Origin of the sequence: Halomicronema hongdechloris C2206 (genome assembly GCF_002075285.3) — a bacterium.
In the GTDB taxonomy this organism is placed as follows: Bacteria; Cyanobacteriota; Cyanobacteriia; order Phormidesmidales; family Phormidesmidaceae; genus Halomicronema_B; species Halomicronema_B hongdechloris.
On record NZ_CP021983.2, the window covers coordinates 5,261,362 to 5,278,004 of the forward strand.

Genomic DNA, 16,643 nt, shown 5'->3' on the forward strand with positions numbered 1-16,643 from the left:
ATCCCCTTGGTGGTTTAGAGACATATACCCAAGCCCAGCTCGAGAGCGGTTTTAAGCCCCCTTACGATTTTGGACTACAGTGTACCCACATCTGGCCCCCTCCCCTTCAGTCTCTTCTGCCCAAAATATTGCATTTGTCAGGTAGCTTAGGACATTGAGAATCGCTCCCATGCCTAGACTAGGGAGCTACCTGACCGCAACCGTCCTAAGCATAGGCACGGTTGCTATAGGCCCGGGACTTTGACATATCCGGCTACTCTAAAATGCCGACCAAGATCCGCACCAAATCATCTAGATCATCGGGTAGCGTATACGCCCCAATATCTTGAGTGATTATGGGATTATTAGGGTCCAAGGTGCCAAAGATCCAGAGGTTGCCGATGGTGACGGCTCCATATAGCCGCGATGGAGCCTCTTCCAGCATTGCCGGCGCAATCATTTCTACGGCCAGTTGAGTGAAGCCACGGGTCAGGTCATCTCGTTTGGCTGCCACGACCACGAGATAGTGCTCTGCTCGAATCGGATAATCTAAGCTGCCTTGCAGCCAGTTGTTGACCTTGAGGGGATACTCAATCCGCAGTATTTGCTGGCAAATGACCGCAACTCGACTCAGAGGATATTTGGAAAGTACCCTGCAACCTTACTCCAGACTAACTTTTGGCCAACAGAACCATACGCTCTAAAACGCCTGCCTTACAGGCCTTTCAGCCAAGTTTCCAAATGTCCTCTCAGAATGGGAGCGATTAAAATTTCTCGCTTGGCGGTCTCGCTGGTCAGGGGGACGAAGGGCAAGGTATAGGTGGCATCCTCTTGCAGAATCTTCAGGCGCGACATAGAAAGACTCCCGTCTCTTTACTCTGCTTCCGATAGCTGGCCAGCTGCCAGGATGATCTCCACCGTCAGGGTTAGCTCTGGACACGTCGGAGATACCAGTGGCTGATTGCCGCCAAACACCGCCTCCTCGTACATGCCTTCAGTTCCCAGCTTCTCGAAAACATAGCCATCTGAAGCCTAAACGACGAATTTCAGTATCGAGGCACTGCTGAATGAATTTAGCTATCAGCATATGCCGAAACGTTGGTGGCGTCATTTCGACCAGTGCTCCATCCACCAGTTCGTAGCGGGCGGCAGTACCGTCGTCATCGGCGACATAGTCTTCAAAGCTGATCCCGGCTGTGGTGGTTGACGGTGTCATCACACCCCCTCCAGAGAAACGGTCTACGATACTAAGGTGCTGTAATCCTTTCCAACTCCCCCGAACGACTTCGAGTCGCGCCCCTAACGGCTGCTCTGAGGGCTTAGGGGCAGATCGACTGGGGCAATGACCTGGGCCTTGACTTGCGATCGCAACAGCAGTCGCACCAGCCGCAGGGCCTGATGCCGATAGAGGGGCATGGGAAACACCCCAGGCAACTGCGTCATAAACTGGCGGGCCAGGGCCAAGTCACAGCCAGAGATCAGGGCCAATTCATTGGCACCCTGGAACCGAGCGTCGGCCGTTTGCACCCCATCGATGCGGACGCGCCACCACTTAATCGCCATTTGCCCCTGCTCGATGCGACGCAGCCCTCGAATCGTCGACAGCACCACCAATCGATCACCTATCTGTAGCCGCAGATCTTCCATGGGCATAATTGCCGGAGCGGCATGACCCACCCGTTGATACCAGAGCGGCACGACCCCATAGCCATAGGCCACCTCCGAGAGCAATAGCCCCTGCAGGGTATCCTCTAGGATAATCTCATACTGGGTCACCAACACCGTCTGATGATACAGCCGAAATAGACCCACCACATTTTCGCCAAAGGCCGCCCCAGCGAAGGCTTCTGCCGATAACGCCGACGAACACAGCACCTGGGCGTAGGGAAACAAGCGGGCTACCTTATCGCTAAAGAGCTGGTCATAGGTGCGGATAATCAGGCGACAACGAGGATTGGTGCGATAGGCCATTAAGCCCATCTCCAGATTCAGCATCTCATCCTCACTCACCGCCACCACACTCTTGGCCGTTTCGATGTTGGCCTTGTCTAGCAGCTGGTTCAGTTCCCCCACAATCAGCGGTAGCTGAGGTAAGGACTCGCCATTGGCCGCCTGCCGAGTGATGCCCACCACTACCTGCTGTAACTCCTGTAAGAGACTGACCACCCGTCGTCCCACTCGTCCCAGGGCAATGACCACCACATGGTTCTCCTGGGGAATAGGTGGACGCCGGGTCAGGAATTCAAACTGGAGGGTCAGTAATTTCTCCGTCAGCAGAGCATAGAGGACACCGATTAATGCCGTGCCGGCCAGGGTCATGAGCAAGCTAAACCCGGGCAACCACCAGGGCAAGGGCTTCTCTAGGGCGAATTGACTGAAGAGTTCGGTGTAGCCTCCCAACAACAGCCCGGCGGTGGCATAGAAAGCATCCATCAGGGTCGGTGACACTCCGGTTGCCAGCATCAATATCGTGCTGAGGATGCAGAGGCCAACCACGGTAATGCCACACAGCAGCGCCACCCGCCGAATCTGCTCCCGGTAACTGACCTGCCAAAACTGGACTAGGGCTCGCTTAATGTCGGGCCAGCCCCGAAACTGTTGCAGGGCTTGGCCTAGTTCTCTCCAGGTCCAACAGTAGTGGCGGCGCTGCCGGGAGGGGGTGGTTGAGGAGTCTATGGTTGCTTCCACGGTGACCACCTCATCGCCTTCGCGAACGGTGGTATTGGGCAGCCAGGTATAAAACTGCTCAGAAGGGCTGTGAAAATGGGTGCTTTCCGGCATCGGCCGGTTGGCCGGGATGTGGCGCAACACTTGTCGGTGCCGACTCTCGAGTTCATACAGACACCGGCGATTGCGCCAGGGATGATGGCGATGCACGATTTGCTTGCGGACTCGAAAGTGGACTTGCCCCACCTGAAAAAACCCGATTAACTCATCGCTATAGGCGGACAAGGCAAAGGCTGGAGCCGCCAATTGGGTGGGCTCAAAGGCGACGAAGTTAGTCAGCTGCAGTCCCAGCAGGTCGTTGAGGTTCTGTTTGTCTGAACGCACCACCAACCGCACGGTGGGATTTAGCACCCGGGCGGTGAGGGCCGCCTCTAGGTTGACCCGTTCGTTTTCGGTCACCAGCAGCACGGCTCGACAGTGGCTGACTCCGGCTTTTTCTAGGATCTCACTGTGGCAACAGTCACCAATTAATAATTGCTCTAATAGGTCGGGGAGATGGGGAACTTCCCATTGCTGGGGCGGATTGATATCCACGGCGCTGACCACGACTCCAAAGGTCTTGAGGTGAGCAACACAATGCTGCCCAAGACTACCCAGACCGCAGACGAGGAAGCGATCGGGTTGACCACTGAAGGATGACCAGGAAGATGTAGCAGGGGGCATAGATCGGGTGAGTGCCTAGGGCCTATTTTATGGGAGAGTCAAGGGCGGGCAGATGACGAGGTAATGGGTCCCCCATGGGCATGGTGGACACGATACCCAGTGGACTGATCCCGATCTACTTCACGGTGTTCCTAGCCAATTCCGGCATGGGGGGTGTTGTCAAGATCGAGGTTCGGTATACTAAATCCTTGGCATTTTAGCGGGATATCGCCTTGAATTGGCTTGCCTGGATTCCCCTATGCGATCGCACCTTGCGTGATTGGGCTACCGAAGCCCGTTTACTGCGATGGCTCACCCTGATCTGGTTAGTGATCGGATTAATTACTCTATTTTCGGCCTCCTACCCGGTGGCCCTAGCCGAACAGGGCAATGGATTGCAATACATTCAGGTGCAATTACTCTGGGTATTTTTGGGGCTGTTGCTATTCAAAGCCGTGGTCCATACCTCCCTAGATCGGTTGCTGCGGCTCTCAGGCATCGCCCTGCTGTTGATCTTAGGGCTCATTCTGTTAACCCTGACCTCGGCCTTGGGCGTCACCGTCAATGGCGCTACCCGTTGGCTCCCCCTCGGCCCCTTTCTCCTACAACCGTCAGAATTAATCAAACCCCTACTGATTCTGCAGGCAGCCCGGCTATTTGGTCAGTGGCATCAGTTGGGCTGGCTGACGCGCCTGCTGTGGTTGAGCATTTTCGGGGCGGTGCTAGGGACCATCTTGCTACAACCCAATCTCAGCACCGCAGCTATTTGCGGCGTGTTGCTCTGGTCCATCGCCCTGGCGGCAGGGTTGCCCTATCGATATCTGGGACTGACGGCCCTGGGCGGTGTCGGCGTGGCTACCATCAGCCTGCTGCAGAATCCCTACCAGCGCCAGCGGATCACGGCATTTCTTGATCCCTGGGCCGATCCTACCGGCAGCGGCTACCAACTGATTCAAAGCTTATTGACCATTGGCTCCGGGGGGCTGTGGGGTCAGGGCTATGGCATGTCGCAGCAGAAATTGAGTTACTTGCCGATTCAATACACTGACTTTATTTTCTCGGTGTATGCCGAAGAATTTGGCCTCATCGGCAGTTTGGTCTTGTTGCTGCTGCTGGCCACCTATGCCTCTGTGGCATTACTGGTGGCCTATCGCGCTCGCCATGCCCTGCATCGGTTAGTCGCAGTCGGGGCCATGGTGCTACTGGTGGGGCAGTCCTTGATGAATATGGGGGTGGCGACCGGCTTATTGCCAACCACGGGGCTTCCCTTTCCCTTGTTTAGCTATGGCGGCAGTTCTATGATTTCGAGCCTGGTGACGGCGGCGTTGCTGGTGCGGGTAGGGCGGGAGATTCATGGAGCCGATGTCACGCTGCTACCCACAGCCCCAGCGCCGCCAGCGCCGTCTAAGGTGACTTTCCTACGGCGACGGTCTTGACCTTGGGGGCAGCCCGCTTCGATAGAATTGGGAAGGTAATCGTTAGCTGGCGTGTGATGCTGGAGACGCTTCAGACCGATCTATATTCCCTCAGCCTCTGGGCTGATCACCAAGTCGCTGAGCAGTTGGCCCATGTCTCTGGCCTCAGCCTAGGGATCTTGCTCTTGGCTGGATTACTGACCAGCCTATCCCCCTGTATGTTGTCGATGCTGCCAATCATGGTGGGCTACATGGGGGGCTATGACGCTAAGCATCGGGGGCAGGCCCTGTTGCAGGCCTCAGGCTTTGCCCTAGGGTTGGCGACAACCCTGGCCATCTTGGGGTTAATTGCCGGTGGCGTGGGCCGTGTCTATGGTCAAGTCGGGTGGGGGCTGCCCATTCTCGTTAGCGTGGTGGCGATTCTCATGGGGTTGAATCTCTTGCAGGCTCTGCCCTTACCGCTGCCATCCCTGGGCAATCTCACCTTTCTAGAGCAGGAAATTCCCGTGGGGGTAAAAGCCTATCTCTTGGGGTTGACCTTTGGGGTGGTGGCCTCTCCCTGCAGTACGCCGGTATTGGCCACCCTGCTGGCCTGGATCGCTAGCACGGAAAAGCCCTTGCTCGGCGGCATTTTCCTGTTAACCTACACTATCGGCTATGTGTTTCCCGTGCTCCTAGCGGGCACTTTCACCGCCACCCTGAAGCAACTCCTGCAGCTACGGCGATGGTCTGGCTGGATTACCCCCACCAGTGGGGTATTGCTGGTCGGGTTTGGGGTCTTTTCCCTGCTGCTACGGTTGCTTCCCACTGCCCTGGCCTGATATTCGGCCCTTACCCAGACACTAGACTATGGCATCGGAGGCTTCTTTCATGACGGTTGGCTGGCAAGCTCTGAAGCGATACATTCAACGAGATCTGCTGCCCCTGCTGGCAGATCTGCGCCTGGCCATCGGCCTCTTGTTAGCCATCGCCGGATTTAGCATTGCCGGTACCGTGATCGAGCAGGGCCAATCCCTGGCATTTTATCAGGCCAACTATCCCGAGGATCCTGCCCTGTTTGGCTTTCTCAGTTGGCAGGTGTTGCTGGGGCTGGGGTTGGACCATGTCTATCGCACTTGGTGGTTTCTGGCCCTGCTGATTTTATTTGGGGCCAGTCTGACGGCCTGCACCTTCACCCGCCAGTTCCCAGCCCTGAAAGCGGCTCGCCAGTGGCGCTACTATACCCGGCCGCGGCAGTTTCAAAAGTTGGCCTTGAGTACAGAAGTGTCCCAGGGGTCCCTGGCCGCCATGGTCGGTTTCCTGGGGCAGAGGCGTTATCGGGTGTTTCAGTCAGACCATACCCTCTATGCCCGTAAGGGGATCGTGGGGCGCATTGGTCCCATCGTGGTCCATGCCAGCATGTTGATCATCCTGGCCGGGGCCATCTTAGGGGCCATGACCGGCTTTTCTGCCCAAGAGATGGTGCCCAGCGGTGAGACCTTTCAGGTTCGCAATATCCTCGATGCTGGCCCCTGGGCCCAGGCCCAGATTCCGCGGGACTGGTCGGTACGGGTCAATCGCTTTTGGATCGACTACACCCCCGATGGCACCATCGATCAGTTTTACTCGGACCTATCGGTTTTGGATCAGGCCGGCGACGAAGTCGATCGCAAGACCATCCATGTGAATGAGCCCCTGCGTTACCAGGGGGTTACCCTCTACCAGGCCGACTGGGGCATCGCCGCCGTGCGGGTCAAGTTGAACAATAGTCCGGTGTTGACGGTGCCGATGCGGCGCCTAGGGCCAGAGGAGATGGGCCGGTTTTGGGGAACCTGGCTACCCACCGATCCCGATCTGAGTGAGGGGGTGTCTCTGCTGGCTAAGGATCTGCAAGGGATGGTGCTGGTGTATGACCAGTCGGGCAAGTTGGTCTCAACGGTCCGCGAGGGGATGGCCACCGAGGTAAATGGTGTCGCCCTTTCCCTGGTGGATGTGGTGGGCAGCACTGGTTTGCAGATCAAGGCCGATCCTGGCATCCCCCTGGTGTATGCCGGATTTGCCCTGCTGATGGCGGGGGTGTTGATGAGTTATGTGTCCCATTCCCAAATCTGGGCCTTGGAAGTGGACGGCCGGCTCTATGTAGGGGGACGGACGAATCGGGCCCAAGTGGCCTTTGAGCGGGAACTGATGGAGCTATTGGATCGGTTGAGCGCTCAGACTGAGGCGCTCCCCCTGGCGACGGGCCTCTCGACCAGTGCCAGCTCAGGGGCTTGACTCGAGGGTTGCCAATGGGCCTGTGGGAAAATGTTAAACTTTAACATTTATCATGTAGATCTGACTGTATAGAGCTAAGAGGATACGACCATGCCTGAGAAGAACTACTCTTGGAAGGGCAGCTGGAATGCTGGATTGGTACTCCTGATATTAGCCCTGGTAGCTGGAGTGCTCCTGATTGCCTCAGGCTTTAGTGGCTAATGAATGAAGGACAAGCGCCACGGACGTGATATCTCACGTCCGTAGATCACAGTTTGAGATCACAGTTTGAGATCACAGTTTGAGATCACAGCTGGCCTCTGGACATCAGGTCCCTGCCAGGTCGTTGAACTGGGCTCGAATGGTCTCGATGCGATCGCGATTCACCCCCAGATCTGATTGGCCCAGGCGGGAGGCAGAGCGCACTTGAATCACCGAATTGGGGGCATCTAGGTAAAATTCCACATCGTCGACAAAGCCCATCAAGCGGCTGCGGGCTTCGGCATAGAGGTAATCCTCGCGTTCAGTGATGATGTCAGTGCGGGGTTGCCCTTGTAGCACCTGTTTGAGACGGGCCATGGCTGTGGCGGCATCAGAGGAGTAGGTCAAGGGTGCGATCGCATGCTCGGCATCGGCATCTTCGCGACTGACCACACAGTTAGGTGAACTAGGACACGCGGCCAACCGACCATCATCTTGAACCCCCAGGGTATCGGGGCGGGTACCGGCAAAGAGGCCACTGAGACCAGGAATCGCAGCAATGTACATAGGAGACCCTGAAACAGTATGGGGTGATGCGGCCAGGGCTGAGGAACTTCCCCCCAACCAAGCGCTCACCAGCAGCATAACAGCGAGCGTCACGGGAATCAGTCTGCACACCATAGAAGTTTGGGGATAACGTCTTTACAGAAGTTTACTAAAATTTTGGCATCCCGATCATGGCTTCCAGTTCGTCACCGCCGCTGCAACCTCCACCGCAAGAGGTCGTCGACCAAGTGATCGACAGGTTAGAGGCAGAACTGCCGACCCTATTCGAGACTGACCTAACCTACGACATTTACACTCAAGACATTCTGTTCAAGGATCCGGTGAATCGATTCCGCGGCAAGTTCAACTACCGGATTGTGTTTTGGACATTGCGGTTTCACGGACGCCTGTTTTTCACTGAGTTGCACTTTGACCTGCACCGGGTTTATCGCCAAGCGACTCGACACATTCGAGCCGACTGGACCGTGCGCGGCACCCTGCGCCTACCCTGGCGACCTCGAATTTTATTCAATGGGGTATCCGATTACCAGCTCAATGCAGCAGGGCTGATTTACCAGCACATCGACACCTGGGACCGCCCTCCCGGGGACGTGTTGCGGCAGTTCTGGCGCGGACCTGGTGGGGGAGTGAAGGATGAAGGATGAAGGATGAAGGATGAAGGATGAAGGATGAAGGGTGACTTATTACTCGTCACTCGTTACTCGTCACTCGTTACTCAATCACCCCAACACCCCATCACCCCATTTACCTACCTTGCCGCCCTCCGTCCTCCGTCCCCACCATGGGCGTCGTGCTAGGGACAGCGATACACTAGGGGGAAGAAGCTGGTGCCGTAGACCCTGTAGATGCGGTGAATTGCTGAGGGTAGCTATTCTAGAGGTGGACAACGGCAGGGGCTTGAGTCGCTAGCTTGTGCAGGTTGAGAGTGTGCGCCTAAGGGAAACTGATGATGGACGATCAAAAAGGCTTACGGCAGATTCCGATCAGCGTGGGGATCGGGTTGTCTGTGGTCATTCTGGCCTCGGGCGGAGCGGCCGCTTGGTTTACCTGGCGTACCCTTAATCCCCAGCCCGCCGTAGTCGAGTTTCCGACGCTCGATCCCCCCCACCGAGTCGATCCCTATTCCTGAGGTCCCGACGACAGAGACTCCCCAGATCGAGTCCCCGGCCCCAGAGGTGGCGGCGACGGAGGAGTCGGCTCAGGTTTTCTGGGTAACGGATGCCGAGGGTGCCTTGGCCCTCTCTCCCCAGTCTATTTCCCTACCCGCAGAGGCTGCTGCGACGGCTAAGCTACAGGCGGCCTTTGAGGCATTGCTGAAAGGGGCAGCGACAGACACCGAAGGCGTTTCTACCATTCCTGCCGGGACGACCCTGCGCCGGCTATCGGTAGAGGCCGATGGCATCCATGTTGACCTCTCTGCGGAGTTTCAGCAGGGGGGAGGCAGCTTCTCCATGCGGGGCCGTCTAGGCCAAATCATTTACACAGCCACGACCCTGGACCCAGATGCCTCGGTTTGGATCTCGGTGCAGGGCGAACCCCTGACTCTGTTGGGAGGGGAAGGGTTAGAAGTGCAACAGCCCATGACCCGAGAGAGCTATCAGGCCGCTTTCGGCGGGTAAGGCCCAAGCGGTGCTCATCCCCGTTCTCCCAGGTAAAGCCAGCGATGGTGGCCGGCTTAAATGGATGCCCTATTGCCGACTCGAGAGGCTAAAGGCGCGGAAGTGCTGGGCCTGCTCTTCGATGCGGGCGGCGATGCGATCGCATACCAGGCTGCACAACTCAAAAATCAAGTCATCCGAGACCCGATAGAAGGCTGAGGTACCTTCGGTGCGGCGGCTGAGGATCCCAGCCTGAAGCATCACCTTAAGATGCTTAGAGACATTGGCCTGACTGGTCTGAGTGGCCTCCACCAGATCCTGAACACACTTCTCACCATCTCGAAGTAAATTCAAGATTCTCAAACGCATGGGTTCGCTGAGAACGCTGAAGTACTCCGCGACTTGCTGTACCACCTCGGTGGGAAGGGGATCCATGGGCATCACTCCAAAGGCGGGATCAATCGCCGTTATTGTAACAGTATAGTTATTGATGGCAATTCAGTGATACCGGTTCCGACTCTCTCATCTCATGCTTGGTTATTCGAGCCATTTGTAAAGATGGGGGAGCTAAGGGACAAGCTTACTTCTGCCTTGGCGTACTAGGACCGTGGCGAGTTTCGATCGTCTCCTCGGCGGAGTGGGTTAGACTCCGCAGGGCGTCCAACAAGGTCGGCATCGCTGAGGGCCACAGTCCCCGTTGATGGGCTTCGATCAGTCGCTCAGCCATGTCCCGCAGGGCCCAGGGATTGGCTTGGCGGACAAAGGCTTGCACCTGGGGATCGAGTAAATAGGCCTGGGCGACGCCCTCATAGATGTGGTCCGCCACACACTGGGCCGTGGCATCGTAGGCAAACAGATAATCGACCGTCGCCGCCATCTCGAAGGCGCCCTTATAGCCGTGGCGCATGACGCCGGCGATCCATTTGGGGTTGACCACTCGGGACCGGTAAACTCGAGCGATTTCTTGGCTCAGGGATCGTAATCGGGGCGTCTCAGGCCGGGAATGGTCACCAAAATAAGTTTGGGGATTGCGGCCGGTGATGGCCCGCACGGCGGCGGTTAATCCCCCCTGAAACTGGTAATAGTCGTCGGAATCGAGCAGATCATGTTCTCGATTGTCTTGGTTGTGGAGCACCACCTGCAGATGACTGAGGCGATGGGTAAACGCCTCTGGGGCCGACCGTCCTGGGGCGTCGTGGCCGTAGGCATAGCTACTCCAATTGACATAGGCCCGAGCCAGATCCTCATTCCCCTGCCAGTTTTGGGCGTCGATCAGCCCCTGTAGCCCGGCACCATAGGCCCCTGGCTTGGAGCCAAACACGCGGTAGCTGGCCCGCCGCTGGGCCTGGTCTGGTGGCAGTCCCTGCTGTTGCCAGTAGGCAGCTTCTTGCTGCACTCGCTGAGCCAGGGGGTTTTGGTCGGGAGGTTCGGCCAAGGCGGCCACGGCGGCGGCGGCCTGGTCAAACAGGTCGATTAAATTGGCGAAGGCATCCCGGAAGAAGCCGGAAATGCGTAGGGTCACATCTACCCGGGGCCGCCCCAAGGCACTCAGGGGCAAGATCTCAAAATCGACCACCCGACGCGAAGCCCCGTCCCAGATAGGCCGTACTCCCAGTAGAGCCAGAGCTTCAGCCAGATCATCGCCGCCAGTGCGCATGGTGGCAGTGCCCCAGACGGATAAGCCCAGGGTCTGGGGATAGTCGCCATGGTCTTGTAGGTACCGCTCGATCAATTCCTCGGCGGCTCGACGCCCCACGTCCCAGGCGCTTTCGGAGGGGATGGCCCGCAGATCCACGGCGTAGAAGTTGCGGCCAGTGGGTAAGACATCGGGGCGATTGCGACTGGGAGCCCCAGAGGGGACGCTGGGGACATAGTGCCCCCCTAGTCCTCGGAGCAGATGGGTGATTTCCTGGGGAGTCTGAATCAGGGCGGGCAGCAGCTGCTGCTGCATCCAGACCAGATCGGGATGCTGGGGCGGCGGTGGCTGTATCGGCGGGCTGGTGGATGGGGCCGGGCCATGGCCCAAGGATGCCAGCATGGCCGCCACGATGGCGGCAGCTTGCTGCTCTAGGACCTCGACCACGTCACCGACGATGCGGCAAGGACGAAGCAGACTGTCAATGGCTGGATCGGTATCAGGGGTAAGGGCATCAACCTGCCAGGGCTGGGCCGGCGGATCGCTCAGGGGATCGAGGTCGAGGCCCCACGTGTCGGCGATGGCTCGGGTTAGCCCCCGCCGATGGCCGCTGGGATGGCGGGCAATGGCGACGACTAAATCTCGCAGTAACCGCCCTGCGGGGCAACGCCCTAAGATGTGTAGGCCGTCTCGAATCTGAGCTTCTTTGAGATCGCAGAGGTAGGCATCGAGAGTCGGGAGTAGAGACGATAGGGACGCGGAGGAGGCAAGAGACGTCGGGGAGGAGTCGAGGGGGAGCTCGTCTAGGAGGTGGCTGTCGCGCAGGAGATTGACGATGCGATCGCAAATCACCGGCAGGCGCGTCGGATCCAGACTCTGGGCCTCATAGTATTCATCCACCAGCCGTTCCAGGGCCTGCAGCGGCCCATAGAGTTCGGCCCGAGTCAGGGGTGGCGTCAGGTGATCGAGAATCACTGCCTGGCTGCGACGCTTGGCCTGGGCGCCTTCCCCTGGGTCATTGACAATGAAGGGATAGAGGTGGGGCAACGGCCCTAGGGCCACCTCCGGGTAACAGGTGTGGCTGAGGGCAATGCCTTTACCGGGCAGCCATTCCAGATTGCCGTGTTTGCCCACATGCACCAGGGCCTGGGCCCGAAAGACCTGGCGCAGCCAGTGGTAAAAGGCGAGGTAGTCGTGGCTGGGCTCCAGGTCGGGGGCGTGGTAATTCAGGGATGGATCGGCATCGTAGCCGCGACTGGGCTGGATGCCCACGAACACATGGCCCAGCTGCAGGCCAGCTACAGGATAATACTGCCTGTCTGGTGGCGGGGCCAGGGGATCGCCCCAGCGTTGCCGCAGGGCCTGCTGCACAGTCTCGGGCAAACTCTGGAAGTAGCTCTGGTACTGCTGCCCGGAGAGAGACTGACGCACTGGTCGCAGCTGCCGCCCCTCTGGGTCATTGCTGATGCCATCGGTGAGCCACTGGATGAGCTCATCGCCATCGCTGGGCAGGGGATCGACCCGATAGCCAGCCGCCCGCAGGGCTTGCAGGAGTTCCACCACGCTTTGGGGAGTATCGAGGCCGACGCCATTGGCCAGGCGGCCGTCTCGGTTGGGGTAATTGGCCAAAATCAGGGCAATCCGTTGCTGTTCGGGGGGAGTGCGGCCCAGGCCAGCCCAGTTGGCTGCCAGATCGGCCACAAAGTCGATGCGATCGACGATGGGCTCGTAGGTAACCACATCGGTTTCCAGGGCAGTGTTGCGCTGGTTGATCGCCTTACAGGACACCAGGCGAGTAATGATGCGCCCATCCACCTCTGGCAGGGCCACATTCATGGCCATATCTCGGGGGGATAGGCCCTGGGGATGACGTTGCCAGAGCTCTTGGGAGCCACCGCTGAGGATGGCCTGGAGTACGGGCACATCCAAGGTTTGCCAGAGATCGAGGCGGGGGCTGGCGCTCTCTAGCTTGGCCAGCGAAAAGCTAGTGGTGTTGATCACCCCATCGATGGCTGGCCGTCCCTGATCACAGACGTGCTCTAGCAGCCCTGCCTGCACCTCCGGATCCTGTAGGGTGGCCACATAGATGGGCAGCGGCCGCAGTCCTCGCCGCTCTAGGGCTTGGCAGAGGGCATCGATGGGGGCAGTGTTGCCGGCCAGATAGTGGGCCCGGTAGAAGAGCAGGCCGATGCTGGCTGTAGGGGGAGCAGTTGCCGGAGCGATAGATGTCGTGGAATGGTAGGGGTACAGCCCCACCTTAGGCACCGGTTGTGGATCGGGTGGATTGAAATGACTACCGAAGATGCGATCGCAGATCCACAAGAGGCCATGGCAAACATTATCCAGCCCCCCCTCGACTAGATAACGCCAGAGACCATGGGCAACGGTGAGCGACACTGTAGAATGGCTGATCAGGTCTGGATCTGGCCGATCATCCCCCGGCAGCACGATTAACGCCGCGCCAGTACGATCCACCACCTCCTTCACCACCTCCAAGCCGTAAGACCAGTAGGCCCGTCCTCCCAACAGCCGCAGGATAATCAACTGGGCCTGGGCCAATACCTGATCAGCATAGGTGTCAATGGTCAGGGGCTGCTTCAACTGCAATAAATTGGCTCCCCGCAGCTGCGGAAACCCCGATGGCAGTTGCGGGGTCACCCGAGCCAGGGTCTGAATTTCACTATCTGCTGCCGTGATAAAAACCACCGGCGCCGGGGTCTGCTCAATAAAAATTACCCCATCGGTGTCTGGAGTCCATCCCCCTGGCGTTGCCGCGAGTCGGTGCATGGTCGTCAATGCTTAAGGAACTGCGAAATCTGAAGGAACTCTAGTGTACGAGGGGAAAGCCCTTAGGGGGAAGTTAGGATAATCATCAGCCATTTCAAGGTTGATCATGTCCCTATTTTCATTGTCCCCGGAGGCCATGAGCTGAGGTTGAGGCTACTGCACAGCCGATAAGCCTCGGCCAAGTCTACCTCCAGAGAGGGCTGCCCGGGAACCAACCACTCCCGACTTGACTTGGTATGGGGAGGCTGTTTGAGAGCCGATTGTTCACTCAGGCTAATTGTCCGCTGCTATGGGCAGGGGGCGATAGAGATAGCGAGGCTGAAGCAGTTGAGATGGTTGTGCCATACAACCACCGTCACGCTTAGGCGGTGGCATGTCCACTAGGAGTCAACTAGAGGACTAATTCATGCTGCTCTGAGTATTGGGCTAAGGCGCTATTCCTCGCTTGGCCAGACCTGCAAACATCCGTGTAGATTGCCAGTTGCCAGGGTGCTGCTGTCACCCGCCGTTATTTATGTTCAGTTTTGCCGACATTCCTTACTATCCCTTGCCCCGGGCTGTGCTGCAGCGGATGCAACACTACTTAGAGTGGCAACAGCGGCAGCTAGGCGGTACCTTACTCACCACTGCCCATCCAGCCGTGTCAGCGGCGGTTGCTCCCTACGGGGTTTACCTCCTGGTAGCGCCATCCTTGGCGGTATTGGTGTTGCATCGTCCCAGGGCTAGGGAGGAGGTCACAGACAATGTCAGTCTCATTCTAGAGAAGGAGACCATGGTCGAGTTCCTCCACTACTTACAGGCCAGCTTGGCAGCAGAGTCTCCCCATCAAGCCCTGTTGTCTATCCTAGAGGCCGAGTTAAGCAACAGCCCCTCCCCAGAGTATGGCCCCTTTTTCCTAAAGCTGATGGCGGCAGCCATGGTTGGAGAGCCAGTATCGGCTCCTCAGACTGATGGCACCACTCCAGAAAAGCCCGATCCAGAGAGCCACTGCCAGTGCCAACCGCTACGGCAGGCACTAGATCAACAGCTAGAACAGAGCCTGTTGCTCAATCACGTCGTCCAGAAAATTCAGGGCAGCCTAGAACTCCCCGCTATTTTGGAAACCACCGTAGCAGAGGTGCGTCGGTTCCTAGAGGCGGATCGGCTACTGGTGTATCAGTTTGCAGTAGACCCGGACCAGAGCCCAGAGCCATCACCCCCACCCCTGGCCCCAGACAAGTCTGCAGGCCAATCTCACCATGCCGGTTACATTGCCTACGAATCCCGAGCAAACGACACGATCTCATCGGTGCTGCACCACAGTGAGCACTACTGCTTTATTAAGCCGCCCCACTCCCAGGCCAGATATTACCAAGGTCATCCTTTGGTGGTGGATGACATCGTAGCCGCCTACCACCACTGCGACTGTTTGCAGACCGTTTTACAGCAAGCCCAGGTTCAATCCATGCTGATTGTGCCGATTCTGGTGGATCAGACCCTGTGGGGCTTACTAATTGCTCATCAATGTACCCATCAGCGGCAGTGGCAATCCTGGGAACTGACCTTTCTGCAGCATATTGGTGAGCATTTAGCCATCGCCATTCATCAAGCCCAACTCTACCGAGAGCTACAGCAGCAGACCCAAAACTTAGAGTCCTGTGTTGTAGAACGGACCCAAGATCTGCGGGATGCCCTAATTGCGGCTCAATCGGCTAATCGGGCCAAGGGCGAATTCCTAGCCACTATGAGTCACGAGCTACGGACGCCCTTGACCTGCATTATTGGCATGTCGGCCACGTTACTGCGGTGGTCCTTTGGCGATTTGAGCCCCCGGCAGCAACATTATCTGACCACGATTCATCAAAGTGGTGAACATTTGCTGGAGCTGATTAATAACATCCTGGAAGTCTCCAAGATCGAGTCCAGACGAACAGCCCTAGATATCAGTGAGTTTTCTCTGGCCGCCTTGGCTCATCAAGTAGCCGATGCCTTTCGCCAAGATGCCCTCACCCAGGAAGTCACTCTCACGGTCGAACTTTCCCTCGGTGCTGACCAGGATAGATTTATTGCTGATTTCCGGCGGGTTGGCCAAATCTTAGCCAATCTACTCAGTAACGCCATTAAATTTACCCCTCCTGGTGGTCAGGTCTGCCTGCGTATTCGTCGGGACCAACAGATGGCGGTGTTAATCGTAGAAGACACTGGTATCGGCATTCCGGAGATGCAGCAGTCCCTGTTATTTGAGAAATTTCAGCAGTTAGAGACTGCCCGCCAACGGCAATACCAGGGCACCGGATTGGGCCTGGCCTTGACCCAGCAACTGGTTGATTTACATGGGGGGTCGATTCAGGTCAGTTCTACCGTGGGAGAGGGATCTGTCTTTATGGTGCGGTTACCGATGCAATCGCTGGCGGGTCCCACTCGTCCCATGGCCAGTGCCCCCGCCATCACGGCTGACTCCGAGGTGGGTCGGATTGTTTTGGTGGAAGACAATGAGGAGACGGCCAGTCTCATCTGCGATTTATTGACAGCAGCTGATTATCAAGTGATTTGGGTGATGGAGGGCTCGACGGTGGTCGAGCAAGTCAAGTTACTGCAACCAGCCGCTGTCATCATCAACCTAAATATGGCTGATACCCATGGGGGTGGCATCATGCAAGCCTTGCGGTCTACTCCCACCACTGCCAGTGTTAAGATCGTTGCCTTAATCGATGTCGGCGATGCAGAGCAGAGTATGGCTGCGCACCGGGTAGGGGCGGATGAGGTATTGCCTGCTGCCATTGTTCCAGATCAGTTGTTAACGACAATTCATACCCTGATGACCTCATTACCGGTGCCCTAATGCTATGACTGCTCCCTCAGTGGAATTACCCTGCGACC

14 protein-coding genes are annotated in these 16,643 nt (G+C 57.5%); 7 read left to right on the forward strand and 7 right to left on the reverse strand.

What is annotated here, in order from left to right:
* Window positions 1-253: 253 nt before the first annotated feature.
* From XM38_RS24050 to XM38_RS24060, 4 genes are all read right to left on the reverse strand, one after another.
* A complete protein-coding gene (locus XM38_RS24050) occupies window positions 254-493 on the reverse strand; it encodes a hypothetical protein (RefSeq protein WP_137455218.1) in 240 nt (79 codons plus the stop codon).
* A 200-nt stretch (window positions 494-693) separates the two neighbouring features.
* Complete coding sequence (locus tag XM38_RS26250; RefSeq protein ID WP_187329588.1) at window positions 694-834, reverse strand: hypothetical protein; 141 nt, start codon at window positions 832-834, stop codon at window positions 694-696.
* Window positions 835-973: 139 nt separating this feature from the next.
* Window positions 974-1,195 carry a Uma2 family endonuclease gene (locus XM38_RS28090; RefSeq protein WP_202978962.1) on the reverse strand — a complete coding sequence of 74 codons (222 nt, stop codon included), beginning with the start codon at window positions 1,193-1,195 and terminating at the stop codon, window positions 974-976.
* 83 nt (window positions 1,196-1,278) lie between these two features.
* Window positions 1,279-3,369, reverse strand: a complete 2,091-nt coding sequence (locus XM38_RS24060) for a potassium channel family protein (RefSeq protein WP_088431304.1) — start codon at window positions 3,367-3,369, stop codon at window positions 1,279-1,281.
* 212 nt (window positions 3,370-3,581) lie between these two features.
* Between XM38_RS24060 and XM38_RS24065 the strand changes: the two genes are divergently transcribed.
* From XM38_RS24065 to XM38_RS24075, 3 genes are read left to right on the forward strand one after another with little or no spacing between them, the layout of a single operon-like run.
* On the forward strand, window positions 3,582-4,784 hold the full coding sequence (locus XM38_RS24065) for an FtsW/RodA/SpoVE family cell cycle protein (RefSeq protein ID WP_088431306.1): 1,203 nt from the start codon (window positions 3,582-3,584) through the stop codon (window positions 4,782-4,784).
* Between the two features lie 56 nt (window positions 4,785-4,840).
* On the forward strand, window positions 4,841-5,584 hold the full coding sequence (locus XM38_RS24070) for a cytochrome c biogenesis protein CcdA (protein WP_080805171.1): 744 nt from the start codon (window positions 4,841-4,843) through the stop codon (window positions 5,582-5,584).
* Between the two features lie 28 nt (window positions 5,585-5,612).
* Window positions 5,613-7,016, forward strand: coding sequence for a cytochrome c biogenesis protein (locus tag XM38_RS24075; RefSeq protein WP_225889406.1), 1,404 nt, complete (start codon window positions 5,613-5,615; stop codon window positions 7,014-7,016).
* A gap of 306 nt (window positions 7,017-7,322) precedes the next feature.
* Here the strand turns inward: XM38_RS24075 and XM38_RS24080 are convergent, their stop codons facing one another.
* Window positions 7,323-7,856: a DUF1499 domain-containing protein gene (locus XM38_RS24080; RefSeq protein ID WP_225889407.1), complete on the reverse strand. Its 534-nt coding sequence runs from the start codon at window positions 7,854-7,856 to the stop codon at window positions 7,323-7,325.
* A 77-nt stretch (window positions 7,857-7,933) separates the two neighbouring features.
* Here XM38_RS24080 and XM38_RS24085 point away from each other — a divergent pair, with 77 nt between their 5' ends.
* The 3 genes from XM38_RS24085 to XM38_RS24095 all read left to right on the forward strand — a co-directional run bounded on the left by XM38_RS24085 (window position 7,934) and on the right by XM38_RS24095 (window position 9,382).
* On the forward strand, window positions 7,934-8,407 hold the full coding sequence (locus tag XM38_RS24085; RefSeq protein WP_080805166.1) for a DUF2358 domain-containing protein: 474 nt from the start codon (window positions 7,934-7,936) through the stop codon (window positions 8,405-8,407).
* A gap of 302 nt (window positions 8,408-8,709) precedes the next feature.
* Window positions 8,710-8,892, forward strand: coding sequence for a hypothetical protein (locus XM38_RS24090; protein WP_088431310.1), 183 nt, complete (start codon window positions 8,710-8,712; stop codon window positions 8,890-8,892).
* A 46-nt stretch (window positions 8,893-8,938) separates the two neighbouring features.
* Window positions 8,939-9,382 (forward strand): GerMN domain-containing protein, encoded by a 444-nt coding sequence (locus XM38_RS24095; RefSeq protein ID WP_187329531.1) that lies wholly within the window; start codon window positions 8,939-8,941, stop codon window positions 9,380-9,382.
* A gap of 69 nt (window positions 9,383-9,451) precedes the next feature.
* On the opposite strand, the gene XM38_RS24100 is transcribed toward XM38_RS24095, so the two are convergent.
* The gene (locus XM38_RS24100) at window positions 9,452-9,796 is read right to left on the reverse strand and encodes an ArsR/SmtB family transcription factor (RefSeq protein WP_088431312.1); all 345 of its coding nucleotides are present in this window, start codon (window positions 9,794-9,796) and stop codon (window positions 9,452-9,454) included.
* Between the two features lie 145 nt (window positions 9,797-9,941).
* On the reverse strand, window positions 9,942-13,784 hold the full coding sequence (gene cobN, locus XM38_RS24105) for a cobaltochelatase subunit CobN (RefSeq protein WP_088431314.1): 3,843 nt from the start codon (window positions 13,782-13,784) through the stop codon (window positions 9,942-9,944).
* 514 nt (window positions 13,785-14,298) lie between these two features.
* On the opposite strand from cobN, the gene XM38_RS24110 reads away from it, so the two are divergent.
* A complete protein-coding gene (locus tag XM38_RS24110; protein ID WP_088431316.1) occupies window positions 14,299-16,605 on the forward strand; it encodes a hybrid sensor histidine kinase/response regulator in 2,307 nt (768 codons plus the stop codon).
* Window positions 16,606-16,643 lie beyond the last annotated feature (38 nt).